General features: G+C 69.0%; 17 protein-coding genes. 4 read left to right on the forward strand and 13 right to left on the reverse strand.

All coding sequences use genetic code 11. The features are described 5' to 3' along the window. Positions 1–134: 134 nt before the first annotated feature. Positions 135–485 (forward strand): hypothetical protein, encoded by a 351-nt coding sequence (locus tag M2351_RS31315; RefSeq protein WP_264659926.1) that lies wholly within the window; start codon positions 135–137, stop codon positions 483–485. Between the two features lie 37 nt (positions 486–522). Here M2351_RS31315 and M2351_RS31320 read toward each other — a convergent pair whose 3' ends face one another. The 7 genes from M2351_RS31320 to M2351_RS31350 are packed head-to-tail and all read right to left on the reverse strand — an operon-like array spanning position 523 to position 7,744. Then, entirely contained in the window at positions 523–969 is a 447-nt protein-coding gene (locus tag M2351_RS31320; RefSeq protein ID WP_264659927.1) for a Zn-ribbon domain-containing OB-fold protein, read from the reverse strand. A 14-nt stretch (positions 970–983) separates the two neighbouring features. Further along, positions 984–2,147 (reverse strand): thiolase C-terminal domain-containing protein, encoded by a 1,164-nt coding sequence (locus M2351_RS31325; protein ID WP_264659928.1) that lies wholly within the window; start codon positions 2,145–2,147, stop codon positions 984–986. 1 nt (position 2,148) lies between these two features. Further along, a complete protein-coding gene (locus M2351_RS31330) occupies positions 2,149–3,156 on the reverse strand; it encodes an aldo/keto reductase (protein WP_264659929.1) in 1,008 nt (335 codons plus the stop codon). Positions 3,157–3,167: 11 nt separating this feature from the next. After that, on the reverse strand, positions 3,168–4,451 hold the full coding sequence (locus tag M2351_RS31335; RefSeq protein ID WP_264659930.1) for a TRAP transporter large permease: 1,284 nt from the start codon (positions 4,449–4,451) through the stop codon (positions 3,168–3,170). Beyond that, entirely contained in the window at positions 4,448–5,044 is a 597-nt protein-coding gene (locus M2351_RS31340) for a TRAP transporter small permease (protein WP_264659931.1), read from the reverse strand. Before M2351_RS31340 ends, M2351_RS31335 begins: the two co-directional genes overlap by 4 nt. Next, positions 5,025–6,053 carry a TRAP transporter substrate-binding protein gene (locus M2351_RS31345; RefSeq protein ID WP_264659932.1) on the reverse strand — a complete coding sequence of 343 codons (1,029 nt, stop codon included), beginning with the start codon at positions 6,051–6,053 and terminating at the stop codon, positions 5,025–5,027. Before M2351_RS31345 ends, M2351_RS31340 begins: the two co-directional genes overlap by 20 nt. A 44-nt stretch (positions 6,054–6,097) precedes the next feature. After that, complete coding sequence (locus M2351_RS31350; protein WP_264659933.1) at positions 6,098–7,744, reverse strand: AMP-binding protein; 1,647 nt, start codon at positions 7,742–7,744, stop codon at positions 6,098–6,100. 17 nt (positions 7,745–7,761) lie between these two features. On the opposite strand from M2351_RS31350, the gene M2351_RS31355 reads away from it, so the two are divergent. Continuing rightward, complete coding sequence (locus M2351_RS31355) at positions 7,762–8,856, forward strand: IclR family transcriptional regulator (protein ID WP_264659934.1); 1,095 nt, start codon at positions 7,762–7,764, stop codon at positions 8,854–8,856. A gap of 27 nt (positions 8,857–8,883) precedes the next feature. Here the strand turns inward: M2351_RS31355 and M2351_RS31360 are convergent, their stop codons facing one another. The 6 genes from M2351_RS31360 to M2351_RS31385 all read right to left on the reverse strand — a co-directional run bounded on the left by M2351_RS31360 (position 8,884) and on the right by M2351_RS31385 (position 15,893). After that, entirely contained in the window at positions 8,884–10,041 is a 1,158-nt protein-coding gene (locus M2351_RS31360) for a CaiB/BaiF CoA transferase family protein (RefSeq protein WP_264659935.1), read from the reverse strand. 10 nt (positions 10,042–10,051) lie between these two features. Then, complete coding sequence (locus tag M2351_RS31365; protein WP_264659936.1) at positions 10,052–11,035, reverse strand: NADPH:quinone oxidoreductase family protein; 984 nt, start codon at positions 11,033–11,035, stop codon at positions 10,052–10,054. Continuing rightward, positions 11,032–11,895 carry a MaoC/PaaZ C-terminal domain-containing protein gene (locus M2351_RS31370; RefSeq protein ID WP_264659937.1) on the reverse strand — a complete coding sequence of 288 codons (864 nt, stop codon included), beginning with the start codon at positions 11,893–11,895 and terminating at the stop codon, positions 11,032–11,034. The genes M2351_RS31365 and M2351_RS31370 overlap by 4 nt, the downstream gene beginning before the upstream one ends. Positions 11,896–11,898: 3 nt before the next feature. Continuing rightward, positions 11,899–13,464 (reverse strand): AMP-binding protein, encoded by a 1,566-nt coding sequence (locus M2351_RS31375; protein WP_264659938.1) that lies wholly within the window; start codon positions 13,462–13,464, stop codon positions 11,899–11,901. Positions 13,465–13,515: 51 nt separating this feature from the next. Beyond that, a complete protein-coding gene (locus M2351_RS31380; RefSeq protein ID WP_264659939.1) occupies positions 13,516–14,760 on the reverse strand; it encodes an ABC transporter substrate-binding protein in 1,245 nt (414 codons plus the stop codon). Positions 14,761–14,837: 77 nt separating this feature from the next. Beyond that, positions 14,838–15,893, reverse strand: coding sequence for an amidohydrolase family protein (locus M2351_RS31385; RefSeq protein WP_264659940.1), 1,056 nt, complete (start codon positions 15,891–15,893; stop codon positions 14,838–14,840). A 395-nt stretch (positions 15,894–16,288) separates the two neighbouring features. Here M2351_RS31385 and M2351_RS31390 point away from each other — a divergent pair, with 395 nt between their 5' ends. Next, a complete protein-coding gene (locus M2351_RS31390) occupies positions 16,289–17,923 on the forward strand; it encodes an AMP-binding protein (protein WP_264659941.1) in 1,635 nt (544 codons plus the stop codon). A 28-nt stretch (positions 17,924–17,951) separates the two neighbouring features. Beyond that, the gene (locus M2351_RS31395; protein ID WP_264659942.1) at positions 17,952–19,130 is read left to right on the forward strand and encodes an NADH:flavin oxidoreductase/NADH oxidase; all 1,179 of its coding nucleotides are present in this window, start codon (positions 17,952–17,954) and stop codon (positions 19,128–19,130) included. Positions 19,131–19,176 lie beyond the last annotated feature (46 nt).

Genomic DNA, 19,176 nt, shown 5'->3' on the forward strand with positions numbered 1-19,176 from the left:
CGGGCTCGTGATCGGGCTCGGCAACAGAGACGCTTGCCCACGGCCGCTGTTGTGCGTTCGATGGCTCGTGCGTCTGGCGCACGGGCGCCGCACGGGAGGCGGCCATGGCAAACCTGAGTGGATTTTTGGGCAGCGTGACGCCACTCGACGACCTTGCGGCGGATTACCCGGACGTTTACCTGGACCTTGCCGCTCAGCTGGCGTCAGGCGAACCGATGACGCTCGCCATGGCGATCGACTTCATGCGCGAACGCCTGACGAAAAAGCGGGATCCCAAGGCCGATGCGTTGATCCAGCGCCTTGGCGTCTACGTGCGGATGACGCCCGGCGGCCGCCTGTACAAGCAGCTGATGGACACCACTCACCTGGTCCTGCGGGTGCGGGAGGTTCCCGCTTATACGGAGGATGCCGACGGAAAATCCGCCGAGGATGTTGTGCGCGATTTGCAGCAGGCCATGAGGGCAACGAGGACGGGAAAGGGCTGAAGCATCCGCTGGGCGTCCGCATGGTGCAAAGGCGTCTTTACGGTGCCGCGTCGTCCAGAACGAAGCGCGGAACGGCCACTCCGTCCGCGCGCCGGTCGAACACGGCGCGGACGGGCGCGCCGACCGTCAGGTCGCCGATCTGGGCATCGACGATGTTGGTGATCAGGCGCACGCCCCCGGCGTCGGGCAGTTCGACCACCGCGGTCACATAGGGCACGGCCTGCGCCATGTCCGGGACGATGGCCCGCTCGACCACCGAATAGGAGTAGAGCGTGCCCCGGCCGGACACCGCCACCCAATCCAGACCCTGCGAGCGGCAGTGTGGGCAAAAGGGCGTCGGCGGCATGCGGAAGGCGCCGCAGTCGGCGCAGCGCGGGATGGCAAGCCGCCCCTCGGCCGCCGCATCCCAAAAGGGCTTCGTCCAGGCGTCGGTAACCAGGTGGAAGAGGGATTCGGGCGGGCGCTTGGCCATGCGCTGGTCCATGGTCGTCTCCGTCATTATCGCCGCAGGATCAGGCCGCTGACCGGGATGTTCGAAGGACCGCCGGTGACCAACGCGAACTCGGCGCCCGGCACTTGGTTCGCGGCGCAGCCGCGCAACTGCTCCACAGCCTCGCGGATATGGCTCATGCCCCAGATGTAGCCGCCGGACAGCTGCCCACCGTCGGTGTTGACCGGAAGCGATCCGCCATCGAAGCGGATGGCACCGCTGGCGACGAACGGCCCGCCCTCCCCTTTGCCGCAGAAGCCGTAGTCCTCAAGCTGCATGATGACCTGCGACGTGAAATGGTCGTAGATCTGCGCGACGTCGATGCCGCCTGGCCCGACGTCGGACGCGGCATAAAGCCGTTTGGCCACCGCCGCGTGACCGGAGGAGGCGAAAGTCTCGTCCGGCATGTTCATCCAATAGAGCGACCGCCCCCACTCCCCCGCCCCGCCATGGGCGGAGGCGTGCACGTAAACGGGCTTGCGCTTCAAATCGCGCGCCCGCTCGGCGCTGGTCAGGATCACCGCCACGGCGCCGTCCGATTCCAGGCAGAAATCGAACAGGCAATGCGGGTCGGCGATCAGCGGCGCCGCCATGTACTCGTCCAGCGTCAGCGGCTTGCGGATCAGCGCCGCGGGATGCGTCATCGCGTTGGCGCGGGTGGACAGCGCCACCTCGGCGAAATGCTCGCGCGTCGTTCCGTAGAGGTGCATGTGCCGCCGCGCCAACAGGGCGAACATGTGACCCGGACCCACCAGCCCCGCGGACTGGTAAAAGGCGCTTTCCGGCGAGGGGGCGTAGCTGGTGGGCATGGCGCCATACCGCAGCGTGCTCTGCTGCACGCCGCCGACGCAGACCACCACGTCGGCCATGCCGGACACGATGGCCGACGCCGCCAGCCCCACCGCGCCCGCCGATCCGCCGCCGCTGCCGGTCAGGGTCGCCGTGTAGCGGACCTCGGGAATGCCCAGCGTCTCGACCAGGGCGCCGGTGTCGAAACCGCCGGCGAAGTAGGCGAAGCCGTCGATGTCCGTGACCTCCAGCCCGGCGTCGGCCGCCGCCGCGATGATGGCCTTGCCGACCAGCTCGTCGAGCGTCTGCGGGGCGGAGCGTCCGCGCTTGTAGTAGGGCGTTGCCCCCAGCCCGACGATGGCGGTGCGGTCGCGGATCGTCATGTCAGCCTTGCCCCTGCACTGGGGCGGCCGGAACCCAATGGCGCGAACCCGCGACCTCCTCCGGCGCGATGGCGCGGTCGAGCTGGGCCAGTTCGGCCGGGCTCAGGCGGATTGCCACGGAACCGGCGTTCTCCTCCAGGTACTTGACCCGCTTGGTGCCGGGGATCGGCAGGATGTCGTCGCCTTGGTTCAGCAGCCACGCCAGCGCGATCTGGCCAAGCGTCGCGTCGTGCGCCGCCGCCACCGATCGGACCCGGTCGAGCAGCGCCAAGTTGCGCGCAAGGCTGTCGCCGGAGAAGCGCGGCGAGGCAAGGCGCAGGTCGTTGGGGCTGAGTTCGGCCGTGCTGGTGATCCGGCCCGTCAGGATGCCCCGGCCGAGCGGGCTGTAGGGCAGGAAAGCGATGCCCAGCTCGCGGCAGGCCGGCAGAACCTCGCGTTCCACGTCGCGCGTGAACAGCGAATATTCGGACTGAAGGGCGGCGATGGGATGGACGGCCTGGGCGCGCCGCAGGATGTCCGCGGACACCTCCGACAGGCCGATGGCGCGGATCTTTCCTTCGCGCACCAGGTCGGCCAACGCGCCGACCACCTCCTCGATGGGCCGCCGGGGATCGTGGCGGTGCACGTAGTAGAGGTCGATGACGTCGGTGCCGAGCCGCTTCAGCGACGCCTCGCAGGAGCGGCGCATGTGCTCTGGCGAATTGTCGAGATCGCGGTCGTGCGTGCTGCCTTCCGGTCCTTCCGGGTCGCGGAGGATGCCGAACTTGGTGGCGATCAGCACGCTGTCCCGCGGGCGTCCCTTGAGGAAGCGGCCGATCAACAGCTCGTTCTCGCCGCGCCCGTAGAGGTCGGACGTGTCGAGCATGGTGATGCCGAGTTCGACCGCGCGGGCCAACGTGCGTTGGGATTCCGCCTCGTCCCCCTGGCCGTAGAATTCCGACATGCCCATGCAGCCGAGGCCGAGGGCCGAGCTTTTCAGGCCGGAGCGGCCCAGGGCAACGGTGCGCATATCAGGCACTCTCACATCTTGCTCGGCAGCCATAGGCTGATCTCCGGAAAGGCCACGAGGATGGCAAGCGCGAACAGGTGCGCGATGAAGTGCGGCAGGGAGCCGCGGAACACCTCGCCCACCGGCATGCCGGAATAGCGGGCGACGACGAAGCAGTTCAGGCCGATCGGCGGCGTGATCAGGCCGACCTCCGCCGTCACGATCTTGACGACGCCGAACCAGATCGGGTCGAAGCCCAGCGATTTGATGATCGGCAGAACGATGGGCACGGTCAGAATGAGGATCGCCGTCTGGTCCATGAAGCAACCCAGCAGCAGATACCCCAGCAGGATCACCGTGATGATGGCCCAGCGCGACACGTGCAGCGCGCCGACCCAGGCCACCAGATCCTGCGTCCATTGCGTCAGCGTGAAGAAATAGCCGAACACGGCCGCACCCATCACGATCATCATGACCATGGCGCTGCCGTAAACGGCCTTGACCAGACAGGAGCGGAAGGACGAGACGGTCAGCCGCCCGCTGGCCAGCGCCAGGACGAAGCCGCCGAACGCACCCAGCGCCGCGGCCTCGGTCGGGGTGGCGATTCCACTGTAGATCATGCCGGTGACGAAGGCGAACAGCAGCACGATGGGAAGCGCCAAGCGCAGCAGCCGGACCTTTTCCGCCCAGGACACCCCCGCCACCGGTGGCGCGCGGGTCGGATCCAGAAGGACCAGGATATAAATGGTCAGCAGGATGGTCGCGGTGACAACGACCGCCGGCAACAGCCCCGCGATGAGCAGCTTGCCGATGTTCACCTCGGCGATCAGCCCGTAGATGACGAAGCCGACCGACGGCGGGATGAGGATCGCCAAGGTGCCTGAGATCGCCACCACGCCCGACGCCATGCGCGGCTCGTACCCCTGCTTGATCATCGCCGGCAGCGTGGTCGCCGACAGGGTCGCCGCGGCGGCGGTGCTGGTGCCGCAGATCGCGGCGAAGCCCGCGCCGGCCAGCGTCGTCGCCATGCCCAGCCCGCCGCGCACCCGGCCGATCCAGGCGGCGGCGGCGCGGAACAGGCCGTCGGCCACGCCGCTGACCAGGATGAACTCCGCCATCAGCAGGAACATCGGGATGGTGATCAGTTCGTAGCCGCTGACCGTGGACAGCGGGGTCGTGGTCAGAACGCCGCGAACGGTGTCCCATCCACCCATCAGATAAAGGCCCAACGTTCCCGACAGCGCCATGGCGAATCCGACAGGCACCGCCAGGGCCAGCATCAGGAACAGCAGGAACAGGGGAAGCGGAACGATCATTTCGCGACCTCGTCCATCGACAGGGGCAGGCTGGCGGCGGGCCGGCGGGCAACGGTGAGCAAGGTGCAGCCTTCGACCACCAGCCTTTCCGCCGCGCGCAGCATCACCAGAAGGGAGCCGACCGGAACCAGCGCCGCCGACGGCCAGACCAGCCAGTTCAGCGTGACGCTCGGCACCACCTCGCCCTCGCCGATCGCGTCGAGCAGCCGGTCGGTGCCGAAGACGGCCAGGATCGCGAAGAGCAGCAGCGTGATCACGCGGCCCAGAAGCAGGATGCCCAGGCGCATCGGCGGCGGCAGCTTCGGCACCAGGATGTCGACCGCGATGTGCGCGCCGTTGGCGTAGGAGCCGGGCAGCCCCAGGAAGAACATGCCCGGGATCAGGTACAGGGTCAGCAGGTCCGGCGCCCAGGCGAACGGGCTGAGCAGCACATAGCGCATGACGACGTCCAGGGCGACGATCACCATGGTGGCGCACATGCCGGCCGCGGCGGCGGTGTCGGTCACACGCTCGATCCGGGCGAGCAGCCGGCCCACCGTTCCGCTGGCCGGGGGAGGCACGGAAATTCCGTGTTCAGCGTGGTCCGAGGGCATCGCGGAACTCCTTCAGCACCTTGCTGGCGGGCCGGCCGCGCTGGTCCAGCTCCTTGGCCCAGTCATCCGCGAGTGTGGCGGACGCGGCGTTGAACCCGGCGATCGCCTGCGGCGACAGCTCCACCATCTTGGTGCCGGCCGCGGCCATCTTCTCGCGGGCGTTGGCGACGCCCTGATCGACCCGCTCGCACACGCGCTGGGCCGCGGCGTCCGATGCCTTGGTGATGGCGTCCTTGGCCGGCTGGTCCAGCTTCTTCCAGGTCTGGTCGTTCATCACCGTGACGACCACCTGCCCGCCGAAGCTGCCGTTGCTGGTCGAATAGCCCGTCATCGGGACGAGATCGTAGGTCACCGCGCTTTCCAGCGCGAAGGCGTACCCGTCGATCGTGCCGCGCGACAGCAGCTCGTAGGTGTCCGGCCCCGAGGAAATCCGCATGGGGACCGCGCCGAGCTTGCTCATCAGCAGCTCGCCGGCGCGCGTCGCGACGGCGATCTTCAGGCCGTGCAGGTCGTCCGGCCCCGTCACCTGTTTCGACCTGGTCTCCAGCTGGAACGGCGGCAGCACCACCGGGTACAGCAGGTGCACGCCGTTCTTGGCAAAGTCGTAGGTGGCGATGGTGCCGGCCTTCACCCCGCTCATGTAGGCGCGCAGGCCCTCGCAGCCGCTCTGGAACATGCCGGGCAGTTGGGCGACGTTGGAGAGTTCCATCTTGTCGGCGGCGAACGACACGCCGAGCACGCCGATCTGCGCCACGTTGGTCTGGGTGACGCGCAGGATCTCCGACCCCTTGCCAAGCTGCTGCGACGGGAAATGCTGGAAGGTCAGGGCGCCGTTGGTGGCCTTGGTGACCTCCTCCATCCACGGTTTCAGCCCGACCTCGACCAGATAGTGGGTCGGTGGAAGATAGTCGGCGATCTTCAGAGGCTCCGCGGCCTGGACGGAGGGCGTCAACCCGGCGTAAGCGGCCAATGCGCCGGCGCACAGGCACAGGTGTCCTCTCTTGAGCATCCCTTCCTCCCATTCTCGTCGGCTTTGTTGGATTCGAGCGGTCTTCAGGCCCGCTTGCGCTCGCCCTCGAGCGCACAGCCGGAGCGGACGCGGTCCCAGGTGGCGTCGGTCACGCCCCGGTCGCGCAGGTCCTTCTTGCGGATCTTCTGCGACGGCGTGCGCGGCAGCTCGTCCACCACCTCGATGAAGCGCGGCACCATGAAGGCGGGCATCCGTGCGTCGCACCAGCGCACGAGGTCCTCGAACGACAGGGTCGCACCGGGATTGAGAACGACGCAGGCCATCACCTCATTCTCCCCGCCCTCTTCGTCGGCCTTGACGCCGACCACCGCGCATTCGGCCACGGCCGGGTGCGTGCGGACCACCGACTCCACCTCGAACGAAGAAATATTCTCGCCGCGCCGTCGCAACGCGTCCTTCACCCGGTCCACGAAATAGTACCAGCCCTCGGCGTCGCGGCGCATGGCGTCGCCGGTGTGGAACCACAGGTTCCGCCACGTCTCCACCGTCTTTTCAGGCATGCCGAGGTAGCCCTCGCACATGATGTTCGGCGCCTTGTGCCGAACCAGCAATTCGCCGACCTCGCCTTCCGGAACCTCCTCGTCGGTCTCAGGATCGGCGAGACGGATCTCGAACCACTGGTCCATCAGCACGCCCGAGGCGCCGGGCGGGCGCGTCGCGCCGCGCGGCGTCTGGAACACGTTGGAGATCTCGGTCTGGCCGAAGCCGTCGACGAACTCCGACACGCCGAAGCGTTCGGTGAAGGTGCCGGCCAGGTCGGGCGACAGCGGGGCGGCGTAGATGCGCGACAGCCGGTGTTCGCGGTCGTCGGGCTGCGGCGGCTGCGCCAGGATGAAGGCCATGGTCGAGCCGAGCAGGTTGCACACGGTGGCACCCGACCGCCGTGCCCGGCCGATGAAATCCGACGCGCTGAAGCGCGGGTAGAGGACGCAATGCGCCCCGGCGATCAGGCAGGGGTAGACGGTCAGGAACTGGGCGTTTCCGTGGAACAGCGGAAAGCCCGTCATGTAGACGTCGTCTTCCGTCAGCCCGACGAGCTGCACGTCTTCCTCAGCGAAGAAATAGAACTGCGAATGGGACATCAGGACGCCCTTCGACAGCCCCGTGGTGCCCGACGTGAACAGCACCGCGGCGAGGTCGCGCGGCGTCAGCGCCGTGCCGAGATTACCGGCCTCATCGTCGTACAGGTCGGAAAAGCGGCTGACCGTGATGCGCCGGAAGTCGGCCTCGCCGTCCAGCAGGATGCAATGCTCGACGTGGGGCAGCGCGTCTTCGATGTCCGCAAGGCGCGGCGCCAATTCGGCCGTGGTGACGACGATCTTCGCCTTGCTCAGCGCCGTCTGGTGGCGCAGGAAGTCGCCCTTGTAGGAATCGCCGACCGTGACTTCCACGGCCCCGAGTTTGCTGAGGCCGTACCAGGCGAACACGTATTCCAGGCAATTCGGCAGGAACAGTACGACGAAGTCGCCCTTGCCCACGCCGCGCTTGGCAAAGCCGCGCGCCAGACGGTTGGCGATGCCGTTGACCTCGGAAAAGGAATGCGCCGGCCCGGCGTCGGTCCAGGACAGGCACGGCCGGTCCGGCCGAACGGCCGCCTGATGCTCCAGGATGGCGGGCAGAGTCCACCGGTCCTTTGGAAAATGAGGCGTGAAGTGGGGGTAGGTGAGCATTGTCGGATGGCCTCTCAATGCTTCGCGCGGAGACACCGCCGGCACTGACGGCAGAACTGACTGTCCGTCACATCAACAATACCCTACCGGAGCCCCCGGCGGCGCGCAACGGGTTTTTCTCTATGGCGAAAATCTTTCTGCAAAAATATAAATACGCCACGAGCGGGTTGAGAAGACGCGCCCTCCTGGCGCAGGATAAGCTGGACAGGGAAAAGGAGCCTGCAGTGTCGGCGAACGAAGCGGAAGCCAAGGCAAGCCCCGAGATCGTCAAGCGCAAACGCGGCCGCCCGCCTGGCCGGCGCGCGGCGTCCCTGCCCGTCCCGGCGGAGGACGAAGCGCTTCCAGGCCAGGGACAGGATTCCGGCAAGTCGGTCGGGGCCGTCCTGAACGGCATCCGGATTTTAAGATTTCTCAGCCGTGCTCCGGCGCCGGTCAGCCTGACCCACATCGTGCAGGAGCTGGATATGAACACCAGCACCTGTTTCAACATCCTACGCACGCTGGCGCAGGAGGACTACGTGCGCTTCGATCCGGGCAGGAAGCTCTACTCCATCGGTCTCGGCGTGATGGAACTGGCCCGCGGCGCGGCGACGGTCGCCAGCGACGTCAACGTGGTCCGCCCGATCATGGAGCGCATCGCGCGGGAGCACAACGTCACGGTCACCCTGTGGCGCCGAATCTCCGAGGACCGCATGATGCTCGTGCTCGAAGCCCTGGGCACGGGAAACATGCGCATCAAGATGAGCGTCGGGCAGCGGCTTCCTTTGCTGATCGGCGCTGCCGGCCGCTTGATGGCGGCCCACTCCGGGCTGTCGAGCGACGCCTTGAAGGCACAGTTCGCCTCCATCCGCTGGGACCATCCCCTGTCCTTCGACGCTTTCATGGCGGAGGTCGAGGAAGCGGCCGGGCGCGGCTGGGCTTTGGACAATGGAAACTATGCGCTGGGCACCGCGTCGGTCGCCGTGCGCATCCTCAACGAGCATGGCGGCCCGCTGATGGCCTGCACCGCGACCATGTTCATCAACCAGTTCGATCCGATCCGGGCGGAGCGGCTGGCCGCCGACCTGGCCGAGGTCAGCCGCGCGCTCACCCCCGCCCTGCCCCATCTCTGACCGGAAGCAAGACCGGCCGCCGCGGCGTCACGGACGCGCCAAGCGGGCGATGTCCTCCGGCGAGAAGCCCCAGTCGGCCAGGATGTCGCGCGTGTGCTCGCCCGGCATCGGCGGCGGTCCCTGGACCGCCGGGGTGCTGCGGCTGAAGCGCGGCGCCGGTGCCGGCTGGACCACGCCGCCCACCTCCACGAACGCTCCGCGCGCCGCCATGTGCGGGTGGTGCGGCGCCTCCGTCATCGACAGGACGGGGGCGAAGCAGGCGTCCGTACCCTCCAGCCGCGCGCACCACTCGTCGCGCGTCCGCGTCCGGAAGACCTCCGTGAAGGCCGCGCGCAGCCGCTCCCAGTTGGATTCGCCACGGTCGCGCAGGGTTTCGTCGTCCAGGCCGAGGAGGTCCAGCATCGTCTCGTAGAAGCGCGGCTCCACCGGGCCGATGGCGATGTGCTTGCCGTCCTTGGTCTCGTAGGTGCCGTACCAGGGCGCGCCGCCGTCGAGCAGGTTGCTTGCCCGCTGGTCGCGCCACAGCCCGGCCTGCAGCAGCCCGTAGAGCGCCGCCCCCAGCGACGCCGTTCCGTCCACCATCGCCGCGTCCACCACCTGCCCCTTGCCGGACCGGTTCCGTTCGAGAAGCGCGCAGACCATGCCGAAGGCCAGATACAGGGCTCCACCGCCATAGTCGCCGATGAGGTTCAGCGGCGGCAGCGGCCGGTCGGCAGGACCGATGGCGTGCAGCATGCCGCCAAGCGCGATGTAGTTGAGGTCGTGGCCGGCGGCCTTGGCGAGCGGCCCGTCCTGCCCCCAACCTGTGATCCGCCCATAGACCAGGCGCGGGTTGACCGCCAGCAGTTCCTCTGGGCCGAGGCCGAGCCGCTCCATCACGCCGGGGCGGAAGCCCTCGATCAAGGCATCGGCCTGCGCCGCCAGCCGCTTGAGCGCGGCGATCCCGTCCGGACTCTTCAAATCCAGCACCGCCGAACGCCGGCCGCGGTTGGTGACGTTGCACAGGGGCGGGATGTCGACTCCCAAGTCGGGGGCGGAGCCGCGGTCGATGCGGATGACCTCCGCCCCCATGTCCGACAGCATCATCGCGCAGAACGGCCCGGGCCCGATCCCGGCGATCTCGATGACCCGGATCCCCGCGAGAGGCCCGGTCGCCGCTCCACTCTCCTGCTGGCCCTGTCCCATACCGTCTTCCCTATGCGTCGAAATCGAGCCGGATCACCGGCTTGCCCACGCTGCGCCGCGCGCGGAAATCCTCCAGCAGCCGCCCCAGGGCGCCGAGCGGATGGACCGTCGGCAGCTCCGGCCGCAGCACGCCCGTGTCGAACAGCGCCCGCAGACGTGCCAGCAGCGCTTGGTTCGCCTCCGATTCCCTTTGCATGAAGCCGCCCCAGTCCACCCCGACGATGCTCGCCCGCTTCAGGAGCGGCAGGTTGAGCGGGATGCGCGGAATGGTCCCCGAGGCGAAGCCGACGACCAGATGGCGACCGCCGGGCCTGAGGCTGCGGAAGGCCGGTTCGGAGAGATCCCCGCCCACCGGATCCAGCACCAGATCGACCCCACCGCCCACCATCCCGGTCAACACGCGCCGCCAGTCCGGGTCCCCGTAATCCACCACATGGTCGGCGCCGTGCCCCTGGCAGGCTTCCAGCTTCTCCGCCGAGGAAGCCGCGGCGACCACCCGCCCGCCGAGCGCCTTGGCGATGCCGATGGCCGCCGCACCGACCGTCCCCGCCCCGCCGAGCACGAGCACCGTCTCGCCCGCCGCCATCCGGCCGCAGGTCTCCAGCGCGTAGAGGCTGGTCGCGTAGGCGCTCAGGATGGAGGCCGCCGTGGCGGCGTCCATTTCCGGCGGCGTCGCCATGCAATGGGCGAGGCGCGCCACCGCCCGCTCGGCCATGGCGCCCGTGAAGGAGATCGCCGCGACCCGCGCGCCGACCAGCGCCGGATCGCCGCCCTCCCCCACCGCCAGGACGCGCCCAGCCAGTTCGCGGCCGGGCACGAAGGGCGGCTCCGGCCGTTCCTGGTACCGGCCGCCCAGCAGCACCGCGTCGAACCCGCCGAGTCCGACCGCCTCGACGGCGATCAGCGCCTCGCCCGGACCGGGAACCGGCTCCGCCACCTCGGCCACCCGCAGTTCGGGCGGCTCGCCGTAGGACAGGCAGTGCAGCGCCTTCATCGAACGGTCCCCGGGCGAAGCCGGCTGAGCCCGTTCCGCACGACGACGATGCCGTCGCGCGCCTTGACCCGAGCCTGGAAGGACACGTCGTCGCCGTCCAGCCACAGATCGACGGTGATCGTCTCGCCGGGAAAGACGGGGGCGGAGAAACGGGCCTGATGGTGACGCATCCGGTCCGGCGCATGATCGCAGCAGGCGGCCAGCACGGCGCGGGCGGTGATCGCGTAGGTGCACAAGCCGTGCAGGATCGGGCGTGGGAACCCAGCGGCGCGCGCCGCTTCGGGATCGGCGTGCAGCGGGTTGAAGTCGCCGGAATGCCGGTAGAGCAGCGCTTGCGACGGTGCGGTGGCCACGTCGACCGAGCGGTCCGGGGCGCGGTCGGGCGTTGGGTGGGGGGCCGGCTGTCCGCTCCCTGGCCCGCCGAAGCCGCCCTCGGCCCGGCCGAAGGCGGTGGTGACGATGGTCGCCAGCGGCGCCGGGTCGCCGGTCAGGTAGAGGGTCTTCTCCTGCGTGAAGACCGCGCCCTTGCCCACGCCCTTGTCCCAGGCCCCCAGCATCCGCCCTTCGACAAACCCGCTGCCACGGACCGGGATCGGCCTGTGCAGGGTGATCGCCTGTTCGCCGTGCAGCTGGTAGCGCGGGTCGATCCCGATCCGCAGCAGCGGCCCGCCGGCGAAGCTGGGCACGATCGGAAAGGTCGGCAGCGCCTTCAAGCCGCGTTCGATCACGAAGGGCAATTCGCGCTCGTCCATCGGGTCGGCGCCCATCCCGACGCCCAGCGCGTAGAGCATCACGTCCCGCTCGGTCCAGGACGTCTCGTCGCGCGTCCTCAGCGCCATGATCGCCGCGTGGTCCAGCATGGCTCAGTTCACCCCGCGCGCCCGGTCGCGCCAATAGGGTTCGCGCAACGCCTTGCGGTCCACCTTTCCGAGGCCGGTCAGCGGCATGTCGGCGACGATGTCGATGGATTTCGGCGACCAGGGCGCGCCGCGCAGAGCCTTCACATGGGCCTGAAGCTCCGCCGTCCCGACCGTGGCGCCGGGGCGCAGCGTGACGAAGCCCTTCACCGCCTCGCCCCATTTCGTGTCGGGGATGCCGATGACCCCGGCCAGCGACACCGCCGGATGGGCCATCAGCGCGTCCTCGACCTCGCGCGGGTAGATGTTGAACCCGCCGGAGATGATCATGTCCTTGGTGCGGTCGACGATGTGCAGGAACCCCTCGGCGTCCCGCCGGGCGACGTCGCCGGTGTGCAGCCAGCCGCCGCGGAAGGCCTGCTCGGTCAGGTCCGGCTGGCGCCAGTAGCCGTTCATCACCAGCGGCCCGCGCACGCACAGTTCCCCCGGCTCGCCGACCGCGACCTCGCGCATGTCGGCGTCGAACAGCCGGACGTCACAGAGCGCCGTCGCCCGCCCGCAGGAGCCGAGCCGTTCCAGTTTCCCCAGGTCATGGTCGACCCGGCGCAACGTCGTCACGCATTGCGGCGCCTCCGACTGGCCGTAGAGTTGGAGGAAGACCGGCCCGAAGGCGTCGATGGCGCGGCGCAGCAGGTCGGGCGACATCGGCGCCGCGCCATAGACGACCAGCGCCAGCGACGACAGGTCGTGCCGCGCCAGCATCGCCGGATCCTCCAGCAGCGTGTTGACGATGGTCGGCACCAGGAAGGTCGCGGTGATGCGCTCCTCCGCCACCGTGCGGCAGAAGCCCTCCCGGTCGAAGCCGGGCAGCAGCCGCGCGGACCCGCCCATCAACATGATCGGATAGAGCATGATGCCGCCGGCGTGGCTGATCGGCGTCACCGCGGCGTAGCGCAGCTCGGCCGGCCATTCCCATTCGGCGGCGATGGTGGCGGCCATGGCCGCCAGCGCCCGCTGCGGCAGCATGATGCCCTTCGACCGGCCGGTGGTGCCGCCGGTGTAGCAGAGCAGCGAGGTGTCCTCCGCCTCCGCTTGCGGGTCCAGCGGCGACGGCTCCAGCCTCGGCAGCTCCTCCAGCAGGTCGGGCACCCCGTCCAGCGGACCGATGGCCAGCAGATGCTCCAGCCCCGGCACCCGGGCGCGGATGGCGAGCGCCCGCGGCCCGAACCGGTCGGCGTCGACGATCAGGGCGCGGGCCTCGCAATCGGCGAGGATGAAAGCATGGTCGTCCTCGCCGGCCAATGGGTGCAGCGGCGTGTAGCGGATGCCCATCAGGTTGGCGGCGCAGATCGCCGCCCAGGGCTCCACCCGGTTGCCGGTCAGGATCGCGATGCCGTCGCCCTTGCCGAGGCCCAAGGCGTGAAAGCGGGTGATGAACCGCCCGATCCAATCGCCAAGCTGCGCGTAGGTCCAGCGCGTCCGCTGGTCGGCCAACGCCGGCCGGTCGGCAAACCGGGCGACGGCGTCCGCGATCAGGCGGCCGGCCGTGCCGCCGGTGTGAAGGGAAGGCATGGAGGACTCCGTCACGACGGTGGGGCTGCCGACCGGCTCAGTTTTTCCGGCTCACTTCTTGACGAGCGGGCACTTGCTCTCCGACAGCGGCGCGAAGGCTTCCTCGCCCGGGATGGTCTTCAGCAGCGTGTAGTAGTCCCAGGGGTACTTGCTGTCCGACGGGGTCTTGACCTTGAACAGGTACATGTCGCGCAGCACGATGTTGTCGGCCCTGAGGTGCGACGGCTTGGTGACGGCGTCGCTGATTGTCATGTCCTTCATCGCCGCCAGGACCGGGGCGGTGTCGGTGGTACCGGCCGCCTTCACCGCCTTCAGGTAATGGTTCACCGCGGAATAGAGCCCGGCCTGCACCATGGTCGGCATCTTCCGGCGCTGGTCGAAGAAGCGCTTCGACCACGCCCGCGTCTGGTCGTTCAGGTCCCAGTAGAAGGATTCGGTGACGTACATGCCCTTGGCCATGTCCAGGCCCATGGCGTCGATGTCGGTGATCATGGGCAGCAGCGGCGTCAGCGCGACGCTGCCGTTCAGGCCGTATTCGTTGGCCTGCTTGACCGCGTTGATGGTGTCGGGGCCGGAATTGCCGAAGCCGATCGCCTTGGCGCCGGAGCTTTGTCCCATCAGAATCTGGGAGGAGAAGTCGGCGTTGTTGAACGGGTGCTTCACCGACCCCAGCACCTTGCCGCCGGCCGCCAGGATGCCCTTGGTCGCGTCCTCTTCCAGCGAGCGCCCGCCCGCGTAGTCGGCGGTGACGAAATACCAATCCTTGGCCCCATCCATGGTCACCGCCTTGGCGGTGGTGGCGGCGACGGCGCGGGTGTTGTAGCTCCAATGCAGGGTGGTCGGCTTGCAATCCTCGCTGGACAGGCTGTTCTGGCCCGACGCGGTGGCGAGCACGAGCCGGTTCTTCTCCGCCCCGATGTTCGACACGGCGAGCGTGACGGAAGCACCCGCCACGTCGGTCAGGACGTTCACCCCCTGCTCGTCGATCCATTTCCGCGCGATGCTGGAGGCGACGTCCGCCTTGCTGGTGTGGTCGGCCGACAGCAGGCTGATCTTGAAGGCCGGCTTCTCCGCCGCGATGAAATCGTCGATCGCCATCTGCGCCGCCACCACCGAGCCGGGGCCGACCAGGTCGGAGTAGATGCTGCTCATGTCCGTGAGCACGCCGATCTTCACCTCCTTCACCGGGGTTTCCGCCCCGGCGGCCGAAACCACGGTGGCCGAAGCGACGGCGGAAAAGGCGGCCGCGACCGCCAGACGGGACACGGCGCCACGGAGCCTCTTGGCGAACGGCATGGTTTCCTCCTCCCGAGAAGTCGATGTTTTGTTTGGCGATGTTTTCGGCGGCAATGTTTTGTTTGGCGCCGCCGCGCTCAGTGCAGGACGTGCTCCAGGCTGTAGACCCGCGCCGCGGTGCGGCTGAACAGGGCGGCCTTCTCATCGTTCGAGCAGCCGGCGGCCAGCCGCTTGAAGCCGTTCCACAGGATGGCGTAGCTGCAGGAGAGCTGGTCCACCGGGAAGTTGCTTTCGAACATGGCGCGGTCGGGGCCGAACGCCTCGATGCAGGTCTCGATGTAGGGGCGCCACGCGGCGGCCAACTCCTCCGAAGAGGGCGGCACCGGCCGTTCGTGGAAGCCGAAGCCGCCGAGCCGCATCGCCAGCCCGCCCAGCTTGACGGTCACGTTCGGATGGCGGGCGATCTCCAGGATGCCGGCCTTCCATTGCGCGAAGACCTCGTCGCGCCGCCCGGCGTAGGGGCCGATGCCGATAGGGCCGCCGACATGGTCAAGGACGATCGCCGTTTCCGGGAAGGCCGCCGCCAGATCCGCGACGTCGGACAGCTGGTGATGGTAGACCCAGGCGTCGAAGGTCAGCCCCAGCGGCGCGAGGCAGGCGAAGCCCCGGCGCAGCTGCGGATCGCGCAGCAGCTTTTCCGGCGGGGTGCGCATGGTGGTACGGACCTCCGGGTTCGGATCCCAGGAGGTCGACTGCCGGATGCCCTTGAAGCGGCCCTTGCCGGCAGCGATGTGGGCCTCCAGCACCGCGCGCACGCTTTCGCCCTCGCGCAGGTCGGCGTAGCTGATGATGCCGGCGCACAGGCCGGCGGGCTGGTAGACGCCCGCCTCGCACTGGTCGGCGATGGCGGTCGCGAACTCGGTCTCGCCGACCGGCCGCATGTTTTCCGGGCCGTCGCTGCGGTACCCCTCCGTGCAGTCGGTGAAGATCGTGGCGATGACGTTGTGGCCGGACTGCGCGTCGCGCTGCAGCTCCTCGGCCAGGTAACGCGTGCGCGGCGGGCCCCACAGATGGTGGTGGGGATCGATGATCGGCAGATCCGGCTCCAGGATCGCCTCTTCCCGCAGGGCGAGCCAGTTCGGATCCGCGGAAGGCAGGATCGCCGTGGGCGCGCCGCTCTTGGTCTGCGTCATACCGTCCTCTCATGAACGTCGGGCGCGTGCGCGGGCTTCGCGTCCGGCTCGGCGAAACCCGTCGCCGTCCGCGCCTTTATTGTTGGCCAAGTCAATCATAAGGCCGGGAAACATGGAACATAAAAAATCATCGGCGATTGATTTTTATCGCCTCCAATTCGGTCTATGGCGGCCGTCCAAAGGAGATAGCGGCCCAATAGCGCCGCCAAAATGGGCGTTGACAGGGAAAAACAATTCGGTTGTGATTGAATTATATCCGTTCACAAACCCTGGCCGGCGCGCGTGCGTCCAAGGCCGGCACCGGCGCGCCGCCGGTCCGTCGCGGATCCTACGGCTTTTTCTCCGGCACGACCGCTGCCCCACCGACCGGCCTTCGCCGATTTGGAGCCCTCCTGATGACCGACCGCGGCACGGCTTCCCCGACCCGCCTCTTCGACATGTTCAACGGCGCGCCCGACAATGCCACGATGCTCATCGGGGCCGCCGGCCCCGTCACCTATGGCCGGATGCGCGCCGAATCCGCCCGGCTCGCCGCGCGGCTGAAGGATCACGGCCTGAAGCGCGGCGACCGCTTGGCACTGTGGTTGCCCAATCTCCCGGAATGGGTCACCGTCGCCCTCGCCTGTTCCCGGCTCGGCGTGGCCCTGGTGCCGCTGAACGTGCGGCTGGGCAGCCACGAGGTCGGCTTCCTGCTGTCCCGCGCGCGTTGCCGCGCGGTCGTCCTTGCCCCCGGATATCGCAACGGGGCCTGCGTCGAGGTGTTGCGCAGCGTCGATCCCGAAGACCGCCGCGCCCTGGCGCTGGTCGTCACGCTGGGCGACCCAGGGGAAATGATCCTCGACGGCGTGCGCCAGACCCGCTTCGCCGACGTGATCGCCGAACCGGCGGAGCCGCTGCCGGAGGTGGCCGACGGCCGGCCGGAGGACGTCAGCCTGATCCTCGCCACCTCGGGCACCACCAGCGCGCCGAAGCTGGTCCAGCACACGCAGGAGCGCAACACGCGCCACGCCGGCGACGCCATGGTGGCAGTCGGCCTGGACGAGCCGGGGAGCAGCCTCCTGCTCGGCATCCCGATGTGCGGCGCCTTCGGCTACACGCTGGCGATCACCACCATCCGGGCGCAGCGCCCGCTGGTGCTGATGGAATCCTTCGTGCCGGAGGAAGCCGCCCGGCTGCTGGTCGAGCACGGCATCACCCACATGCTCGGCACCGACGACATGCTCGACAAGATCCTGTCGGTGGTGCCGGAGGGCAAGCCCTTCCCCACCCTGCGCATGTTCGGCCACGCCAACTTCACCCCGGCCCTGACCACGATCCTGCCGCCCAAGGCGGAGGCGCACGGCGTGCTGCTGCGTGGCTTCTTCGGCATGACCGAGACGCTGGCCCTGTTCGCCGCCCAGCCGGCCGACGCCCCGCTGGAGCGCCGTTCCCAGGGCGGCGGCCGGCCGGTCTGCCCGGACGGCGCGCTGCGCGTGCGCGACCCGGAAACCGGCGCGCTGCTGCCCGACGGCGAGGTCGGGGAGGTCGAGGTGCGGACCCCCAACGCCATGATCGGCTACCTGGACAACCCCAAGGCGACGGCGGAGGCGTTCACCGACGACGGCTACCTCAAGACCGGCGACTACGGCCACCGGCTGCCCGACGGCGGGATGATCTTCGTCTCGCGCATCAAGGACGTGCTGCGCATCGCCGGCTACCTGGTCAGCCCGACCGAGATCGAGGAGGTCATCCTGGCCCTGCCCGGCGTGACCGTCTGCCAGACCGTCGCCGCCAGCTGCCCGGCCGGCGTGCGCCCCATCGCCTTCGTGGTGATGGCGCCCGGCCATACCCTCGACGAGGCGGCGGCGCTGGCCGCCTGCCGGGCGCAGCTCGCCGTCTACAAGGTGCCGGCGCGGATCTTCGCCATCGACGGCATGCCGGTCACCGACGGGCCGAACGGCGCCAAGGTCAAGAAGAACGTCCTGCGCGACATGGCCACCGCCTGGATGAACCCGGCCGGGGAGCCGGCCGGGGAAGCCGCCATTCCATGAGAACGACAACCCGCCGGAGGACGCCGTCTTGACCGAGAGCGCACTTTTCACGCCGATCACCCTGCGCGGCGTCACGCTGAAGAACCGCATCGTCGCCGCGCCCATGTGGCAGTATTGCGGGGTCGACGGCTTTCCCACCGACTGGCACCTGATGAACCTCGGCCGCTTCGCCGCCGGCGGGGCGGGGCTGGTCTTCCAGGAGGGCACGACGGTGGAGCGGCGCGGCTGCGGCACCGTCGGCGACCTTGGCCTGTGGGACGACCGCTTCGTCGCCCCGTTGCGGCGGATCGTCGATTTCCTGAAGTCCTGCGGCGCCGTGCCCGGGATCCAGCTGATGCACGCGGGGCGCAAGGCGCGCCAGCGCTTTCCCTGGGACGGCCGCGGCGCCCTGCCGCGCAGCGCGGAGATCGCCGACTGGGACGACTGGGACGTGGTGGCGCCCAGCGCCATCCCGCAGGGCGAGGGGTACCCGATGCCGCGCGCAATGACGCGCGAGGACATCGACCGCTGCGTCGCGGCCTGGGGCAGCGCCGCCTCCCGCGCCGACCAAGCCGGCTACGAGGTGCTGGAGTTGCACGCTGCGCACGGTTACCTGATCCACGAATTCTTGTCCCCAGCCTCCAACCGGCGGACGGACGGCTATGGCGGATCGTTCGAAAACCGCATCCGCTTCGCGGTGGAGGTGGTGGAACGGGTCCGCGCCGCCTGGCCGGACCACAAGCCGCTGTTCCTGCGCATCTCCGCCATGGACGAGGGCGGCTGGGCGGTCGAGGACAGCGTGACGCTCGCCCGCATCCTGAAGCCGCTGGGCGTGGACTGTTTCGACTGCTCGTCGGGCGGCATCAGCGGCGCGTCCCCCATCGAAACCGGAATTTCCCTGACCTACGGCTATCAGGTCGGCTTCGCCGAACGGGTGCGCCGCGAAGCCTCCCTGCCGACCATGGCCGTCGGCCTGATCATCCACGCCGATCAGGCGGAGGACATCCTGCGCGACGGCCAGGCCGATCTGGTCGCCATCGCCCGCGAATTGCTGCACAACCCCAACTGGCCGATCGACGCCGCGCAGAAATTGGGAATCGACCCGGCCTTCGCGCTGGCCCCGGTCCAGCACGGCCACTTCCTGCACCGCCGCGCCCTGTCCGGTTTCACCGGTTCGCTGTCCACCTGGACCACTGGAATGTCGACTGGCGGGATGTCGGCCGGCTGACCGATGGGAGTGGTGAAAAAACGCCCTTCTCCACGGAGAAGGGCGT

This window comes from Azospirillum canadense, from assembly GCF_025961225.1.
Taxonomy (GTDB): Bacteria; Pseudomonadota; Alphaproteobacteria; order Azospirillales; family Azospirillaceae; genus Azospirillum; species Azospirillum canadense.